The sequence below is a fragment of the Corynebacterium sp. sy039 genome (genome assembly GCF_007904105.1).
Taxonomy (GTDB): Bacteria; Actinomycetota; Actinomycetes; order Mycobacteriales; family Mycobacteriaceae; genus Corynebacterium.
This window is the reverse complement of record NZ_CP042325.1, coordinates 541029-559240: the sequence shown is the minus strand read 5'-3', so window position 1 is coordinate 559240 and position 18212 is coordinate 541029. Positions and strand designations below refer to the sequence as shown.

The window sequence follows — 18212 nt, the reverse complement described above, 5'->3', positions numbered from 1 at the left end:
ACCCCACATCTGCGCCCACACTATACGTGCTATACGCGTGCAGGACACACCATCCCGTCTAAGAAGCAGGCTCCAACTACGCTGCTAGATGACCACCCGTAGTTACCCGCACACCAGACTTCTGAGTCTTGCCACCAGTATTAGTCTTAGCACCAGCCTTCACCGTCTTAGCGGTCTTATCCGCACCAGGCTCAGCCTTCACAGGCTCGCCAGACTCGGCAGGATTGGTGCCAGACTGGGCAGGACTATCACCAGGGTTGGTTGGTTTCTGGCAATGCTTCACAACCTCACCAGCAATCACACCACCAGACTGGCCAGGCTCAGACCCAGGTTTGCTGGACTCAGGTTCGCTTGGTGTGCCACACGCAGGCTTAACACCCACAGACTCACCACACGACCCAGCAGGCTTGTCCGCCTCAGGCTTGGAAGGCTTAGCAGGCTTAGCAGGTTTAGAAGGCTTGCCTTCCTCAGGCTGCTCTGGTTGTTCTGGTTGGTCAGGCTCCACCACCACAGCACGAGCCACATCAACATCCAACACAGGCTGATCAGAACCAGTCTCACCATCACCATACACAGGAGTTGCCTGGGCGGTTGCGATATTCACATGATCACCAGACGATGGTGCCTTGAGTGTCGCATGGCAGGTGAACGACTCACCAGGCTTGAGTGACTCTGGTTTATCCTCACACGTGATCTGATCCGATGGAATCACATTATCCGCAAGATCAATGTCTTCCAGTACTGCCGAACCAGTATTAGTCACCTCAAACACGATGTTCATGTCTTCACCTGGTTGTACTTTCACACCAGGCTTACTATTGGCATCATCACCATTAATCTTCTTCACCACTGTAATGGAAGGAACCTTCACCACCTTCTCAGGCTCATCCACCCACGCACGAGCAACATCAGAATCCATAACAGGATCAGTCGGACCAGACTCACCCTCCGCGTACACAGGGGTACCTTCCACCGTTGCGATATTCACATGATCACCAGACAATGGTGCTGTAAGTGTCGCAGAACACGTGAAACTGTCACCAGGATTCAACGTGTCAGGCTTATCCTCACACGTAATCTGGTCTGCTGGGATCACATTATCCGACAATGCAACGTCACCGAGTGCCACATCACCATCATTCGATACCTCAAACACGATGCTCATATCCTCACCAGGTTGAACCTTCACACCAGGCTTCGCATTGGCATCATCGTCGTTAATCTTCTTCACCACTGTAATAGAAGGATTCATCACAGGTGCATCAGGAACATCCACCCACGCATTCGCCTCATCAACATCCTTAACCGGCCCATCAGAACCAGTCTCACCATCGGCGTACACCGGTGTGCCTTCAACCGTTGCGATATTCACGTGATCACCCGTACTTGGTGCCTTGAGTGTCGCATGGCAGGTGAACGACTGGCCAGGGTTGAGTGTTTCAGGTTTATCCTCACACACAATGTCTTTCGCTGGAATCACATTATCCGACACAGTAATGTCACCGAGTGTTGCGGTACCAGTATTGGTCACCTCAAACACAATGTCCATATCCTCACCCGGTTGTACTTTCACACCAGGCTTAGAATTGGCATCATCGTCGTTAATCTTCTTCACCACTGTAATGGAAGGCTTCTTGACTTCTTTCTGTGGTTCATCCACCCACGCATTCGCCTCATCAGAATCCCGCACAGGAGAATCAGGGCCAGTCTCACCCTCACCATACACTGGTGTGCCTTCAACCGTTGCGATATTCACATGATCACCAGACGCTGGTGCCGCCAATGTCGCATGGCAGGTGAACGACTCACCAGGCTTGAGTGTTTCAGGTTTATCCGCACAGGTGATGTGGTCTGCTGGAATCACATTATCCGACACAGTGACATTGCCTAGTGTTGCGGTACCAGTATTGGTCACCTCAAACACGATGTCCATATCCTCACCTGGTTGAACCTTCACACCAGGCTTCGTGTTCGCATCCTCGTCATTAATCTTCTTCACCACAGTAATAGAAGGCTTCTTCACTTCTTTTTGTGGTTCATCCACCCACGCACGCGCAGGATCATCATCAGACACAGGGCTTGTGGGACCAGACTCACCCTCACCATACACAGGTGTTGCCTGGGCGGTTGCGATATTCACATGCTCACCCGTAGCAGGAGCCTTCAATGTCGCAGAACACGTAAACGACTGGCCAGGCTTGAGTGACTCTGGTTTATTCTCACAGGTGATGTCTTTCGCTGGGATCACATTATCCGTGAGATCAATCTTTTCCAGTGTTGCCGAACCAGTATTGGTCACCTCAAACACAATGTCCATGTCACTACCTGGCCCAACTTTCACACCAGGATACACATTCGCATCATCACCATTAATCTTTTTGATCACACTAATAGCAGGAGTCTTCACCACCGAAGCTGGCTCATCCACCCACGCACGCGCAGGATCAACATCCGACACAGGGCTTGTGGGACCAGACTCACCCTCACCATAAACAGGTGTGCCCTCTACTGCCGCGATATTCACATGCTTACCAGACACAGGAGCCTTCAACGTAGCAGAACACGTAAACGACTGACCAGGCTTAAGTGACTCTGGTTTATTCGCACAGGTGATGTGGTCTGCTGGGATCACATTATCCGTGAGATCAATGCTTTCCAGTGCCACATCACCATCATTCGTCACCACAAACGAGATGCTCATATCACTACCAGGGGCTACACCCACACCAGGATACGCATTCGCATCATCACCATTAATACTCTTCATCACCTTCACAGAAGGAACCTTGGCTACTTTTACTGGTTCATCCACCCACGCACGCGCAGGATCAACATCCAACACAGGGCTCGTTGGACCAAACTCACCATCACCATACACAGGGGTTGCCTCAACCGTTGCGATATTCACATGATCACCAGACACAGGAGCCTTCAATGTCGCAGAACACGTAAACGACTCACCAGGCTTCAGTGACTCAGGTTTATCCGCACACACAATATCTTTCGCAGGGATCACATTATCCGTGAGATTAATGTTCTCTAGTGCTGCCGAACCATCATTAGTCACCTCAAACGACACCTTCATATCGCTACCAGGGGCTACCCTCACACCCGGTGCCACATTCGCATCATCACCATCAATCTTCTTAATCACTTTAATCGATGGGATTTTGGCTACTTTCGCTGGCTCATCCAACCACGCAAACGCCGAATCATCATCAGTGACAGGAGTATCACCCACAGGATGACCCTCCTCATCCACCGGAGTACCAGTTACTGTCGCAGTATCCTTATGTGTGACACCAGAGCTTGGTGCCGGCAACGTGGCCGTACACGTAAACGACTCACCCGGTGCAAGAACATCTGGTTTATTCTCACACACAATATCCTGAGCATTCTTAATCTGATCGTCAGACACTGTCACGTCTTTGAGTGGTGTTTCACCCGTGTTCGACACCTCAAACGAAATGTTCAACGACTCACCAGGTTTCACAGCAACACCAGGCTCACGATTCGCATCATCACCATTAATCAACTTCACCACCCGAACACCAGGAACACGTGGTTTCGGTACCCGAGCATTCGCTGGGTCAGAATCCGTTAACGGTGTATCACCCACAGGATTACCATCCTTATCCACAGGTGTAGCAGTCACCGTACCCGTATTCGTATGCATCTCACCAGCCTGAGGTGCAGGCAGGGTTGCATAACAAATCAGTTTCGCACCAGGATTCAGTTTCTCTGGTCGACCAGGACACGTAATGTTACTTGGATCAGTAATCACATCATCACTGACCACAATATCCTTCAACGGCATATCACCAGTATTAGTCACCTCAAACATGACACTCATATCTGAGTCCGCATCAACCACAACAGCATCCTGTGTGGTGTTAGCATCCACAGCGTTAATCTTCTTCACAAGTTCAACACCAGGGACTGCACCATGCGCATTCGCAGGATCCTGTGACGAAACATCCCCACCATCAACAGGATTACCATCCTTATCCACTGGTGTTGCTGTTACTGTCGCAATGTTTGTATGCTGCTCACCAGGTTTCAGAGCAGGCAATGTTGCAGTACATGCCACTGTTTCAGCAGGCTGTAGCACAACAGTATCAAGACTGTTTTTACCACAAGTGATTTGATCAGCTGGGATCTTATCATCAGCAAGTTTCAGGTTTTTCAGCACCGTATTACCCGAGTTACGGATCATAAACCTAAACGATAATTCTTTGCCCTCAGCAGCAGCAATACCAGGAGCCTCATTCGCACCCTCACCATTGACCCTCTTGCTCACGCTCACACGAGGCACAGGTTTTGCTTGGAGCGGATCACCAGCAGCAACACCTTCCTGAGCAACAAACGGTGTAGCACCTGCTTCACCGCAGGAACCATAATGCGCACCACCACCGACGTGAGCACCTTCCTTATAACTCACAGGATCAGTGGAATACGTCAGGATAGTGTTGTACTTCGCAGCACCAGAATACGGAGCAAACACATCACCACCAAAAACAGAGAGTCGATACAAGGCATTCGTCTCGAGCATTGAAGCTACGACATTAGCACTAGCATTACCATTCTCATCAAGGTCAACCTCGCCTCTAGTGCGCAATGATGCAACAGGCTCTCCCCAGGCGTTTTTCATGATCACAGGTTTATACAACCCAGGGATCTTATAGTCCACGTACACGGTGCCGTTTGCAGGATCAGTGTTGGATCCAATCACCTCAGGCTTATGAGCTTCCTTCCAGGATTCATATGCTTCCCTAAACAATTTACCTAAAGCAGTAGCGTCTTCTTGAGTAATTGTTTTACTGTTCCAGTCAAAAGACTCACTTAGTCCGTTGGTTCCTGGTTGTGCTTTCGCTTTCACACCCTCGAGATCAAAGTCAGGTGGATACACATAGGCTTGCGGTGGTACACGAGTACCCTCAGGGTACTTCGTCCCAATGTCACCAGGCTTCCATCCACCAACGAGATTATCATCAAAACCTGATGTTTTAGAATCATTAAGATCCACACCAGCAGCATCGAACCCCCCTATCATTTTCATGGGTGTTTGTGCTTCATCTACACGTACACGCACATAGATGTCTTGGAAGGTTTCGTTCGCACCGCCAACATCACCAATCGGCGGAGTCACATACACAGTACCGTTCGCATCACCGTACACGCCAGCACCTTGTGTAGCTTTCTTATTGAGAGCATCATAATACATCAAAACCATGGGACGTGTTGCACATGCCATACGTGGGATAGGCATACCCTCAACCGTGCCACGAGGAATAGGGTTCGTGTTGGTATTGCATGCGGTATTATTGCGTTCTGTCACGGTGAATAAACCCCAGTTATGATTGTTGCCCTGCGAATCAGTTGTTATCGCAGTGTATTCCACCGACGCTGGATCACGATCACATGGATTGTAAGGGATCTCCTCTGTACGCGTGAACTGCGCGGTACGGTTTACTAGACCATCGGATTCAGGTAACAACGTCACACGAAATCTACCCAAGGTTGATGTTACAACAGCGATTGTTTTTCCTGTCTTAGGATCCTTCAGAGGTGAATCACTTCCAACGAAAGCAAAACCGCCACGTCCTGCTTGCATCTTACTCACCGAGAATTCAACATAATCCCCTGGTTTTGCGTCATCAGGGAACGCGAAATCAACGTTCAACACAACCTTATTTTTGTTATCAGGATCAGCTGCCACTGTCAGGCTTTTAATAGCTGAACCAGGCTCACCAGGTTTACCAGGCAACTTTTTCGGGCTAGCAGTATCCGCCGCTGGTGCTGTTGTTTCATCAGCAGCCCACACCACAGGCACACCAACACCAGAGCCAGCACCACCCCACATACCACTGGACAATAATCCAGTAGTCATAATCACTGCACCAACACGGCGCAGCAACCAGTGTTTCTTCCCCATGAACACTCCTTAGAAAAACCTTAAGAAAACATAAAACACCTAAAGAGTAGCCCCCCCCCCCCATAAAAATGTCCAACCGAGAGAGTGCTCACGCACCCACTACAGCTGCTGTGTTCTACCAAAATTGACATAGACTAACAAGAACCCCTCACCTGCACAGATAGGGACGCAAACTGGCATAAAGTGTCCTCTTTTTCACGTTGTTGACGGAGGTGCCGCGCTCTCTAATTGGTAAAACACCAGGAAAATATCTATATATTTTATAGGTAAAATCTATATGTCAATTTTGGTAGAACACAGCACACTACAGCACCCCTATAACAAAAAACGCCCATGCACAAAGCATGAGCGTCGAAAAGCCAGTGCACTAGGCAGCATTCAGAATATATGGAAAATAGTTATCCGTACATCAAACTACTGTAGAGTGTATAGATAACTCTTAAACATTCTTCATTTGTCTCAGTTCGATCGGAAAAGCGTTAAATGCCCACTCATATCACATGCCACTGGATCCCACCAGATGGCTCAGGACTACCCCGGCGTGAAAAAGCTGGAGGCACATACCGCGCCTACGTACCCGATTTGCTTAGCACTACACCACTTCACATTGACCCCGAAATAGCTAAACGCGCAGCACACGTCGAACAAGCAATTAGCACACTAAGCACACACGAAGATATGACCGCGTTAGGAAATATCTCACGTCTCCTTTTACGCTCAGAAGCACTATCCTCCTCCAGAATTGAAGGCATCGCACCACGAGTAGACAAAGTAGTCCTAGCCGAACTCGCCCAACAAGAAGAAATACGCGGCTTTAAAGAAGGCGCAGAAGCCGTAGCGCGCAATGTGCACGTTCTACACGGGATCGAAGCACACTTCCGCTCAGAAGAAACTATCAGTATCCAATTATTAGAAAAATTCCAACGAGAATTGCTTGGGAAAACATCAATTCCCACCGGGATACGAACATTACAAAATTGGATTGGTGGAAATTCCTACACCCCCATCGGAGCAGAGTTCATTCCCGCCCCACCAAACTATGTCCCTGAGCTCATGGAAGATCTATGCGAATACCTCAATGGAGCCGCACATGGTGCACTTATTCAAGCTGCACTTACCCATGCTCAATTTGAGACTATTCACCCTTTCGCTGATGGAAATGGCAGAGTTGGCCGTGCGCTTATTCACGGAGTATTGCTACGCCGTAATCTTATCCAACGCACCATACTCCCCATAAGTTTGATATTAGGAACATGGTCCCAGCTATATATCGAAGGACTCACAGCTTTCCGAAAAGGAGACATTCATACCTGGCTAAATATCTTTCTCGATGCAACAGAACAAGCGATACAACAAGCACAAATAATTGCGAACCAATTACGCGATATTCAACAGCAATGGCATGACGCTTTAACTATTGCACGCACAGCCCAAGGGAAAACCCGTGCATTACGCACAGATTCAATAGAAGCACAATTACTACAGGGACTTGCTGGACATCCCATTGTAACCACCACCTCTGTCCAGCGAATTTACGGCATAAGTACAGCTAATGCCCGTAAAGCACTAGATAGCCTTGAAAATGCTGGAATTTTACGCACAAAAATTATCGGAAAACATGGTCTGCAAGGCTATTTCTCTGATGACATCCTCAGCCTCATCACCCACGCCGACCGCAGACTAGCCAGTAGTCAATTCGATACTCGACTAGCTGCACCACAAGGACGAGCAGTTCCCGACGGCATTCAGACAAAGAGAACAAAGGATTAGTGCGGAGGTTAAGGGGGGACTAAGGGTACGTCTGAGGTACGCACAAAACAAAACGAGGCTCCCCTGTGGGGAGCCTCTATTAGTGGCGGGGGCTGGATTCGAACCAACGACCTCTGGGTTATGAGCCCAGCGAGCTACCGAGCTGCTCCACCCCGCTACGCTTGCAAAGAACACTTCTTTGCAACGAGTGAACACTTTACCTCTTGTTCACCCTAATGACAAATCACCGATAAAGAACCAGCTAGCAGGCCCGCCGCACCAAACGACTATGTACTGTACGTACTGCACCAAGCAACTACGTACACAGTGATTCGCTCATGCAGCGGGCTTAGTGATTTTCAGATCACTGAGCGCTTAATTACTTCTTATTCTGATCTGTAGCGTGGGTATCAGCACTTGCCCCCGATGATTGTGCTGCAGAAGCAGCACCAGCACCGCCAGCGTTACCTGCTTTTACAATGGACTGATAGGACTCCACCGCAGCGTCGAGAGCATCAAGTGCCTTACCGTATTCCTCATGCGAACCACTACGCGCCTTTTCTAAGTTGCTCAGCGCATTATTGATCCGCTCAATTGCCTCACCTTCAGTACCAGTACCACTGGCCGGCAGGCTTGGCGCGGCCGGACGCTCAGCAGGAGCCGCATCACCAGAAGCTGCACTATCAGCAGGAGAAGCTGGGGTAATGGATTCCGCCTCATCAAGATCTTGTGCTGCCTTAGGGTCAATGCCTACCTGTGCCAGCGCCTCGGAAATAGTAGGTGCATAACCTACTTGACCGCGGTAGCTCACCAATACTCGCAACAGTTTAGGGAATGCTGAGGCTTGGTCTTTGCGTTTTGAGTAAATCGGCTCTACGTAGAGAATCTCATTACTTCCCACAGGTAGTGTCAGCAAATTACCCGTAATGATGTCATTGGATCCACGCCACAAGGTGAGGTTGGCGGAATACTGATCCGACGAGGTCATTGTGTCTTGAACCTGCTTTGGACCTTGAGTTTGCGTATCTGTTGGCAATACGCGCACAGTGATTTTTCCGTAGTTATCTGGGTCAGAGGACGCACTCATATGTGCAGCAAGGAACTCACGATTAAGACCACGGAAAGCCGTAATGAGCTGGAAACTTGGCTTAGCAGTATCAGGGTCAGCAGCCACAACATAATATGGTGGCTGGTTCACACTACGCTGACTCTCCTCTGCAGTAGGATCGCCCGGCACAGACCAGAAACGGTCATTGGTAAAGAACTCGCGAGCATCATCGACGTGATAGCGAGAAAGCATTTCGCGCTGTACCTTGAAGAAATCTTCTGGATAGCGAATATGATTCATCAATTCTTCAGAAATCTCAGACTTTGGTTTTACCGTATCTGGGAACACGCCACGCCATGCTTTAAGCACTGGGTCTTGCTCATCAAACGCATAGAGTTCCACAGAACCGTCATAAGCGTCGACGACTGCTTTGACCGAGTTGCGAATGTAGCCAACATTATCAATGACTGGGCGCTGCCCACCTACCCCAATATCAGAGGAAGTATCTTGAGTAGCGTCAGTCAGATTAGTGCGCTGAGCATAAGGTAAAGAGCTCAATGTGGTGTACCCATCCACGATCCACTTGATTTTTCCATCAATCACAGCAGGATATGTAGTGGAATCTGTGGTCAACCACGGAGCAACCTTATGCACACGCTCACGAGGATCACGATCATAGAGAATCTTGGACTGTGCATTTACTCGATCAGAGAGAATCAAATTCATCTCTTGATATTGGATAGCATAAGCCGCGCGATTGAAGATATTGCCGATCTTTACTCCGCCCTTACCGGAATAGGTGTAGGTAGAAGAATCGGAGTCGTATTCCACTGATTTGCCGTCGTCGGAGCCAACAATGGCATAATCAGCGCCATCTTGTGCCGAAGAAATAACAGGACCATAGTAAATACGTGGCTCAGTTACCTTAATACCCACTTCTTCTGCTTCTTTATCGGTTGCCTGCAAATCAGACACGGTATAAACCGGATAGCCACCACGCGCAGAGCCAACATCCCTAGCAACCTCATCAACTTGGTTAGCTTGAGCAGCAACAAACCCATTACCGTGGGTATAGACCGTATGCCGATTAATCCAATCACGCTGATTTTCTTGCAAAGAATTAGGGTTAATCTCACGTGCCGCCACCACAAAGTCACGCAGTTGACCGTCGATCTCATAACGATCCATAGATAACGACGCTGGGAAACCATAGAAGTTTTTGAGCTGTTGCTGCTGGGTAAAGGTGGGCGAAATTACCTCAGGATCAAGCAGTCGGATATTGTTAATCGTCGCATTATCCTGTGATACTTCCTCAGTGCGCTGCTGTGATTCTGCAGCTTGAGTCGTAGACGTACCCCAGTTGTCTTTATAGGTGACTTTATCGTCGGTGATGCCAAAAGCATAGCGCGTAGCGTCGATATTTCGCGCAATATACTCCGCTTCTTTCTCAGCACGGTTTGGCGAAACAGAGAAACGCTCTACGACCAGAGGATAAGCAGTGCCAATCACAACACCACTAACGAGCATGAGCACAGTAGCTACTGCCGGGATCCGAAGATCTTTGAGCACAATCACGCTGAAAAATGACAGTGCTACCACCAAGGAAATGACCATGAGAATAATTTTTGCCGGCAAAATAGCATTAATGTCCGTGTAACTACCACCGGTGAACGTCTCATGAGTTTTATTGAGCAAATCATAGCGGTCAAACCAATAGCCTGCTACGTGCGCCAGCATCCACAGCCCAGCCCATACCCCTAATTGAATACGTGCTGCTTTTGCCACTTTCGTTTTCGTACTAATCAACTGGTTGGCAACCTGAATGTTACCCAGCAGATAATGTCCCACCAAGGTAATCGCAAAAGCGATACCAATGTACGTGATCAATGCACTAAGCACTGTGCGGATAAAGGGAAGGTCGAAAGCATAGAAACCATAATCCATGCCAAATTGCGGATCGGTTTTACCAAAGGTTTGCCTGTGAAAAAACAGCTGAAAGACCTGCCATTTTTGCTGAGCAATGACTCCGGCAGCCACACCACCAACAACAGCAGCCACAGGAAGCAGCCTCCGAATAGACTTATCCAGAACCTTGCGATACTCCACAATAGGGCTTTTTCCTGCCAGCGCACTCAGCACACTCATATCCGGACGAGTGCGATACGTAAGATACCCAGCCAGCCAAATAATGGCTGCGCCGATAATGCTAAAGGCAAGGAAAATGCTTACCCTCGCCAGGATAACTTTATTGAATACGCCACGGAATTGAACTTCACCAAACCAAAGCCAATTGGTGTATAGCCCTACAATCAGCGGCAATGCAACAGCAAGAATACCAATAATGCTGATAATTCCGGTCAATAGCCGAGGTGGGCGCCTGCGTTGCGGAAATGCAGACGAGGTTTTGAGCGACAACTCTCGGTTCTCCTTAACTCTCTCATTCTCAGTTTTCAGTCTTAATGTTTCCAGTTTATACAACACAAGACAGACACGGTGTGGGCGTTAAGCACACATGACGCTGCCTTTCTAACGCTTAACAAGAAAGTTTTGTCCCCACACATACTTTTTCACGTATCGTTAATTGGGTATAACTTGGGTATAACTAATGTTCATCCCCCGCAACCATTGCTCAACTATTGTTCGACCATTGCTCAAAGGACACGCACTATCATGACTACCTCTGATTTTCCGCCCCAAGCCCTCAATAAATCCATGCTTGAGGCAGTGGATTTTATTCACGCCGAAGGATGGGACCAGCCCCCCACTCTTTTTGCACTCGTTCCCGCGTCCTTGCTTGACGACGCCATGCCAGAGGTCTTTGCCGAAGAAGATGAACACACCCCTCTAGCCTTGGTGGTTCAAGATATGCTGCCAGAACATATCCTGCCTGGCTCAGAAGAGTTAGGCGAGTTTCTTGCCAGTATTGTCTGGCCCGATCAAGTAGTTGGTGCAGTGCTGGCTCAAGAAATCATGTTCTATGACTCATCTGCATCCGATTCATCCACGTCAATCACGGACGCTGCACTAGACATTTCCGCTGTGCCACAAGCCCGCCCAGCACGCTTATTCTCCGGAGTCTTAGGCACATATGCACAATTAACCCTGCTCCAATTGCGTCCCAGCGAAGAAGAACTAGCTACCAAAGGTCCTTTTGCTGAGGATGATATTGAATTACGCGGTGGGGAAAATATCGCCCCTGGTGTTATCGCAGCACTGCAATATCCCTTTGAGCACCCTGGGGGGTACTAATCCACGTGTCACCACGCCAGCGCTTTAGACTTAGGCGTAAAGCTCTATTTTAAGAGCAGGTCTTTACCTCTTTCCCCTCATTAAAAGCCTTAATTTGCTCAATAGCGTCACTGATATTGTCCACGCTGGCCAAGGTAATTCCCGAGGCTTCACGACGCGCCTGCGAGCAATTAGCTTCAGGCGCAAGGAATAACTGCGCACCAGCTTCTTTGGCAGCACGAATTTTATGCTCAATCCCACCAATAGGACCAACAGTGCCATCTGCATCAATAGTTCCAGTACCAGCAATAAACTTACCCCCCGTAAGACTGCCTTTCGATAACTTATCGATCACTGCCAAACTAAACATCATGCCTGCCGACGGCCCGCCGACGTCTTCCAAGTGATAGGTCACTTCCACGCCATTAGCAGGAATCGACACAAGCGAAGCACCCAAAAAGGCAGTGTCAGGTTCATCTTCTTTGGCTGTTAATCGTAGCGATATGCTTTGTTCTTTCCCCGCACGCTTAAACTTAACCGACAGGGAATCACCAGGCTTTTTGGCTTGCACTGCCTGCTTAATTTCCTCTGGTTGTGCCACGGGCTTGTCGTCGATAGCGATTATTTCATCGCCTTGTTCTAGAACTGCGGCTGCGGGAGAATCCTCAGCAAGGTCAGAAACTTCAATAGAAAGAGGGAGATTGAGATAATTCATAGCGGCAATCGTCGCCGAGGCTTCTGAGGTGCTAAAAGCCTTCTCGTTTGCTTCTTTGACTTCTTCTTCAGTCATGTTCTGCGGAAAAATCTGCTCAATAGGCACAAGGGTATCCTTGGTAAAAAGCCACCGCCCCAAAGCCTGCCCCAAGGTCATATTCGAGCGCACACTCACAGTGGTCATATTAAGGTGACCATCAGTATCATCTAATTGCGCACCGGAAATCTCGACAACATCCTGACCATCTACTTCACCCAAAGTATTAAACGTAGGTCCTGTCCCCTCAGCCGCATAAGGCACAGTCAAACTGATATTGGTACCAGGAATATGATCAACGGTAACCAACCCAGTAAGCAATACCAGTGGAATAGCGCCAAGAATTAACGTACGGGAACCTCGTTTCACGCTACATACACTACCCTGTGTCCCCCGACAAAACCTAGACACAAAACTTTATCTCACACCCATTTTGGAATATCAATGCTGGTCACACCAATTTCTACACCGAAGAATACCTATGTGTTCGCTGAGAGCGTTGATAATGAATAGCTAAATACACTCACTCGCAGGTAACTTAGGGTTTATGAATAACGGTTTTGGATTTTCTTTTAGCTTTAATGGCAACGACGATGACGATAACAACGACAAAAATAATCCCTTCGGGGGCGGTTTAGGCGATATGCTCAATCAATTTGGGCAAATGCTCTCCGGTATGGGTTCCACAATGAACTCACCCGACGGGCAAGGCCCAGTTAATTATGCCTTGGCAGAGCGCATTGCTAGGCAACAAATACATATATCGCGCCGTATTACTGACTCTGATGTCACAGCAGTTAATGACGCAGTACGTTTAGCTGAATTATGGTTAGATAAATCCACTATCCTTCCTGCCTCAGGCAACAAGGTAGAGGTATGGAATGAAGAAAACTGGTTAGAAAACACTCTGCCTACCTGGAAACGCATGGTCACCCCAGTTGCCGAAAATATGAACGCAGCCCAAATGGAATCACTACCAGAAGAAGCTCGGGAAATGGTAGGGCCTATGATCGGCATGATGAACCAAATGTCTGGCATGAACTTTGGTATGCAACTAGGCAATGCTCTTGGTGATTTAGCAGACCAAACTTTAACTGGCACCGATTTTGGCTTACCCATTGCCCCTGCCGGAATTACTGCGCTTTTGCCCAAAAATCTCGGAAAAATCTCCCACGGACTAGGGTTTGCGCAGCATGAACTTCTCGTTTATCTAGCGGCACAAGAAAGCGCACGACAGCGCCTCTTCCATCATGCTCCTTGGCTCATTGAGCGCCTAGTATCTTCCGCAGAAGAATACGCTAGCGGACTTGTGATCGACACGTCCCATATCGAAGAAAAAATGCGAGAGATGAACTTAGAGTCGGGAGATCCTTCTGCTATTCAAGATGCAATGCATCAATTACAGGAGATGGATCTGTCCCCTAATATCTCTTCCAGCAACCTAGGCGCAGTAACCCGCTTAGAGACTCTCCTTGCCCTTATCGAAGGCTGGGTCGAATATGTCGTTACCGAAGCCCTAAGTGAAATGCTGCCTTCTACCGCAGCCATGAATGAAGCCTGGAAGCATCGACGCGAAACAGGCGGATCTGCAGAAAAAGCCTTTTCTTCTGTGGTGGGTATTGAATTTGACGCACCAAAAGTAGCGGCAGCCGTAGAGCTGTGGCGACGTGTGACCGTTGCAGTAGGTGCCGAGCGCAGAGATCAAGTGTGGGATCATCCAGATTTCCTCCCCACTGCAGAAGACCTCGATAACTCAGCAGAATTCATCGACGGATTGCTTGACGACGCACTGGGCAATGATTTTGACCCCATTGCAGAAATCACCGCTCTGGAAGAACAACTTGCTGAGCAGGCACGCCAAACAGAAGACGCAGAAGATTCTTCCGACGATAGCGATAGTGGTAACGGTAGCGTCGAAGGTTCAGACGAAGGTCCAGACGAGGATCCAGAGGCGAAATCGAATTAGCCTCCAAAGCGGCTATAGGCTTCTAAAAAGCCTTTAGCTCGCTCGGCTTTGGGCGCTCTATCTGCCCAAAGCCAAAACTCAGCAGTGTGTCCACCAGGAACAAAAGTATGCACAAGTTCATGGATAATCACAGCGTCGAGCACATAGTCTGGTACCTCAGCTAGTCGATGGCTAATGCGAATCTCACTGAGTGCATTGTGCTTCACCGTCGTACTGCCCCAGCGTTGATGTTGATTGCTTACCCAGGTAATCGTCGAAAAGCTCGCCCTGTTCTCAAGATAGCGAGCATTGAGTGTGTGCGCACGCGCACACAACTGATCATTATCCAAGGTATCCTTGTGTAACTTTGCGCGTAATTTTCGCACGATTGCGGCAACTTCCTTATCGCGCTGAGCAGCAGGAAGATGTGCAGGGACACGCACTTGGATTCTCCCATCAACGACCTTTGCAGAAATGCTACGAACACGCCTGGTGGAAGCAATAATTTCGACATCTGAGTATTTGTCTGGCATAGTTTTCATAATTGTATAAGACAACAGGGGGACGGGGAACTTATGCATAACATATGCATTTCCGATACATCGCATATGATCAAACTCAGCCCACACGCTCGAGTATTTTTACGCCCTGGCGGCGCAATCCAATTTGGCATGAATGCGTATCATGCTGGCATTATTCAATGCGAACCACAGATTATTAGCGCAGTATTGGCAGCTTTTTTAGAATTACGTGCCCCCACAATAACGCAACAATTCATAACCCGCCTTGTTCAAGCAGGACTCGGCGAACTTGCCGCACGCACTATGGTAGAAGAGCTCATAGCACACGGCATCATTTGGCACCACCAGCCCACAACAGTCGCTCTCATCGGCAACTCACGTAGTGCGGCTATTGTGCACGAAGTCTTAAACGAATCAGATATTGCAGCTCGCGTGCCAATGCGCAATGAATCTCCACGCTTATTCATTCAACGACTCGAGGCACATATCCCGATTATCGTCGTCGGGCAGCAACCAATGGGGGCGCTTACTCAGGCATTAGCTCGTCGACGTAGCGTCATTCCTGCCCGCATAATTGATACACATTGTGTTATCGGACCAGTCAAATTATCTGGTTCTGGTCCTTGTCTACATTGCATAGAGCTCTATTGCATTGACGCTGATCCACATTGGACAGCTCTGCTAGAACAATGCAGCCCCAGCCAACGCTACGCACCAGCTTATGAACACCTCTTAGCAGCTAAACTCACCGGCTTGCTCACAGCTACCTTTCATGGTGCAACTCACAATGCAAGGATGAGTCCAACGATCACGGCACCTGTCTTATCTGCGGGCACTGTCGTCAGTTTTGACCTCTACACAGCGAATATGCACCACGAGCAACGCCACTCGCATCCACTATGCGTGTACTGCTATGAACAGCGCCAACACACATCAACCACACGCTAGCGCCACACACCTACAACTTTTTAAGCAATGCTAAAAGTTCGGAACCATAATGCTCAAGTTTCACTGCACCGATACCTGATATAGACAGCAATTCATACTCTGTCCTCGGATTCTCAAGCGCCAGTGACCATAAAGTAGCATCGGAAAAAACCATATAAGCAGGAACATTCTGGCTTTGCGCTTGGCGGGTACGCCAGAGTGCCAATTGCTCAAAACGCTCATGTACCTGGGCTGGCATATCTTGCATACACGCGCTACAGCGCCTCAAGGTTTTCTCTTGAGCAGTTGTCACACTCACGCCGCACACACGGCAATGCACACCACGTCTCTTCGCACTACTCGGTTGTGGATTGAACCCATACTCACCATGAGCTAAAAATCGGCTACAGTGACGACTCGCTCGCCCACCAGCGTGTCGCGCCTTGGCATAGGAACAATAAAGATACTTCTGCGCACGAGTAATTCCTACATAAAGCAACCGACGCTCTTCTTCAATAGCCTCCCCTCCCACGGTGATTGCATGAGTCATTGGCAGCAGTCCATCACTTAACCCAATGAGGAAAACCGCCTCCCATTCCAAACCTTTGGCGGTATGTAGCGTGGCGAGGCTGACCCCACTAGGAGCTGGATTGTGTTGCCGCTGGTGTCTGTTATGTAGCTCGGTAAGTAATTGCGCCAACCCCATGTGTGGCTGCTGCTGCACAATGTCGACGATTATGTCCATCAAAGAACGCAAGGTTTGCCACCGTGCTCTCGCGTGCTGCCCCTGGGGTTCTTGAGCCACCAACCCCACTGGCGCAAGGGCATTGCGCACCAAATCTACTAGAGCTACATCAGAATCGAGTTGCGCTTTTTCCTGTTCCAGGCGCATATTTATCCGGATGAGTTGGCTTATTGCCTGCTTAATTTCCGGACGTTGGAAAAACTCATCATCATTGTGGACATAATAGCTAATCTGTGCCTCGGCGAGTGCTTGCTCCAACACCGCAGTTTGTGAGTTTGTCCGAAATAGAATTGCAATCTGTCCAGCCGCTACCCCTTGAGCAATGAGATCTTTTATCTTCTGAGCTACAGCTTGTGCCTCCGCATAGTCATCAGCGTAACGGGAAAACGCTGGGTGTGGACCTGTAGGCTGCATACCTTGTAGCGTGAGTGTATGAGCAGCAAGTGTCCCCTTAGCCTGGCTAATGACATGATTGGCAAGTCCAGTTATTTCTGGTGTGGAACGGTAATCGCGCTGCAATTTGATAGTGACAGCGTGCGGATATTTTTTAGAAAACTCCTGCAAATACCGCACTGTTGCCCCACCAAAAGAATAGATGGTTTGGCTTGGATCCCCCACCACGGTTAGGTCGTCTCGCCCACCTAACCATGCCTCTAATAATCGCTGTTGCAGCGGAGTAACATCCTGGTACTCATCGACAACAAAAGTGCGGTATTGCTCACGAATCTGCTCAGCAATAGCAGGTTGATTTTCTATTGCCCCTGCGATGTGGAGCAAAATGTCATTGTAGTCAAAAAGAAGATGCTCACCTGCATCTTTGAGCCTCTCGTATTCGGCATAAACAGCAGCGACTTTTTCCACTGATTCATTCAGCGTTCTGTCATTATGCTGGTGCACATACGACGCATATCCATTAGGTGATAATAGATTAGCTTTTGCCCAATCTATCTCGGTTTTGATGTCTTTGATGTTTTCTTTCTCACTGGAAACACCAATCCGTTGCGCTGCTTGAGCAACCAGCGCATAGGTTTTATCCACTTGTTGCCATTGCAATGAGCCGCCAATCTGCGGCCAAAAATGGCTGAGTTGCTTATGCGCTGCAGAATGAAAAGTTCTGGTTTGTACTCCGCTAATACCCATGTTGGTCAGGCGCTGGCGCATTTCACCCGCAGCACGTTTGGTAAAAGATACGGCTAACACACGCTGTGGGCTTACTAATCCTTGCTCAATTAAATGAGCAATACGATAGGTGATAGTCCGAGTTTTTCCAGTACCTGCACCCGCCAAAATAGCAACAGGTCCTCGCGGAGCCAGTGCTGCTTGCTTTTGGTCGGCGTCGAGAAGGCTTAAATCTATACTCATC

Annotated in this window: 9 protein-coding genes and 1 tRNA gene; 4 read left to right on the top strand and 6 right to left on the bottom strand. The window is 48.8% G+C overall.

What is annotated here, in order from left to right; all coding sequences use genetic code 11:
• Window positions 1–76 precede the first annotated feature (76 nt).
• The gene (locus FQV43_RS02450) at window positions 77–5935 is read right to left on the bottom strand and encodes a hypothetical protein (protein ID WP_146338639.1); all 5859 of its coding nucleotides are present in this window, start codon (window positions 5933–5935) and stop codon (window positions 77–79) included.
• A 483-nt stretch (window positions 5936–6418) separates the two neighbouring features.
• Here FQV43_RS02450 and FQV43_RS02445 point away from each other — a divergent pair, with 483 nt between their 5' ends.
• Entirely contained in the window at window positions 6419–7705 is a 1287-nt protein-coding gene (locus FQV43_RS02445; protein ID WP_146338636.1) for a Fic family protein, read from the top strand.
• An 83-nt stretch (window positions 7706–7788) separates the two neighbouring features.
• Here FQV43_RS02445 and FQV43_RS02440 read toward each other — a convergent pair.
• Window positions 7789–7862 (bottom strand) — tRNA-Met (locus tag FQV43_RS02440).
• Between the two features lie 201 nt (window positions 7863–8063).
• The gene (locus tag FQV43_RS02435) at window positions 8064–11147 is read right to left on the bottom strand and encodes a UPF0182 family protein (RefSeq protein WP_146338633.1); all 3084 of its coding nucleotides are present in this window, start codon (window positions 11145–11147) and stop codon (window positions 8064–8066) included.
• A gap of 255 nt (window positions 11148–11402) precedes the next feature.
• Here FQV43_RS02435 and FQV43_RS02430 point away from each other — a divergent pair, with 255 nt between their 5' ends.
• Window positions 11403–11981 carry a PPA1309 family protein gene (locus FQV43_RS02430; protein ID WP_146338630.1) on the top strand — a complete coding sequence of 193 codons (579 nt, stop codon included), beginning with the start codon at window positions 11403–11405 and terminating at the stop codon, window positions 11979–11981.
• Between the two features lie 49 nt (window positions 11982–12030).
• Here FQV43_RS02430 and FQV43_RS02425 read toward each other — a convergent pair whose 3' ends face one another.
• Window positions 12031–13080 carry a PDZ domain-containing protein gene (locus FQV43_RS02425; protein ID WP_146338626.1) on the bottom strand — a complete coding sequence of 350 codons (1050 nt, stop codon included), beginning with the start codon at window positions 13078–13080 and terminating at the stop codon, window positions 12031–12033.
• Between the two features lie 178 nt (window positions 13081–13258).
• Here FQV43_RS02425 and FQV43_RS02420 point away from each other — a divergent pair, with 178 nt between their 5' ends.
• The gene (locus FQV43_RS02420) at window positions 13259–14677 is read left to right on the top strand and encodes a zinc-dependent metalloprotease (protein ID WP_146338623.1); all 1419 of its coding nucleotides are present in this window, start codon (window positions 13259–13261) and stop codon (window positions 14675–14677) included.
• On the opposite strand, the gene FQV43_RS02415 is transcribed toward FQV43_RS02420, so the two are convergent.
• Complete coding sequence (locus tag FQV43_RS02415; RefSeq protein WP_371710911.1) at window positions 14674–15198, bottom strand: SprT-like domain-containing protein; 525 nt, start codon at window positions 15196–15198, stop codon at window positions 14674–14676. The two genes, FQV43_RS02420 and FQV43_RS02415, sit on opposite strands and share 4 nt — an antisense overlap.
• 33 nt (window positions 15199–15231) lie before the next feature.
• Between FQV43_RS02415 and FQV43_RS02410 the strand changes: the two genes are divergently transcribed.
• Window positions 15232–16125: a hypothetical protein gene (locus tag FQV43_RS02410; protein WP_168195023.1), complete on the top strand. Its 894-nt coding sequence runs from the start codon at window positions 15232–15234 to the stop codon at window positions 16123–16125.
• A gap of 10 nt (window positions 16126–16135) precedes the next feature.
• Here FQV43_RS02410 and FQV43_RS02405 read toward each other — a convergent pair whose 3' ends face one another.
• A complete protein-coding gene (locus FQV43_RS02405; protein WP_146338616.1) occupies window positions 16136–18211 on the bottom strand; it encodes an ATP-dependent DNA helicase UvrD2 in 2076 nt (691 codons plus the stop codon).
• Between the last annotated feature and the right edge of the window lies 1 nt (window position 18212).

Bases quoted from the DNA above. Each gene is read 5' to 3' on its own strand.
- FQV43_RS02450 (WP_146338639.1), bottom strand. From the start codon at position 5,935: ATGGGGAAGAAACACTGGTTGCTGCGCCGTGTTGGTGCAGTGATTATG.
- FQV43_RS02445 (WP_146338636.1), top strand. From the start codon at position 6,419: ATGCCCACTCATATCACATGCCACTGGATCCCACCAGATGGCTCAGGA.
- FQV43_RS02430 (WP_146338630.1), top strand. From the start codon at position 11,403: ATGACTACCTCTGATTTTCCGCCCCAAGCCCTCAATAAATCCATGCTT.
- FQV43_RS02420 (WP_146338623.1), top strand. From the start codon at position 13,259: ATGAATAACGGTTTTGGATTTTCTTTTAGCTTTAATGGCAACGACGAT.
- FQV43_RS02415 (WP_371710911.1), bottom strand. From the start codon at position 15,198: ATGAAAACTATGCCAGACAAATACTCAGATGTCGAAATTATTGCTTCC.
- FQV43_RS02410 (WP_168195023.1), top strand. From the start codon at position 15,232: ATGCATAACATATGCATTTCCGATACATCGCATATGATCAAACTCAGC.
- FQV43_RS02405 (WP_146338616.1), bottom strand. From the start codon at position 18,211: ATGAGTATAGATTTAAGCCTTCTCGACGCCGACCAAAAGCAAGCAGCA.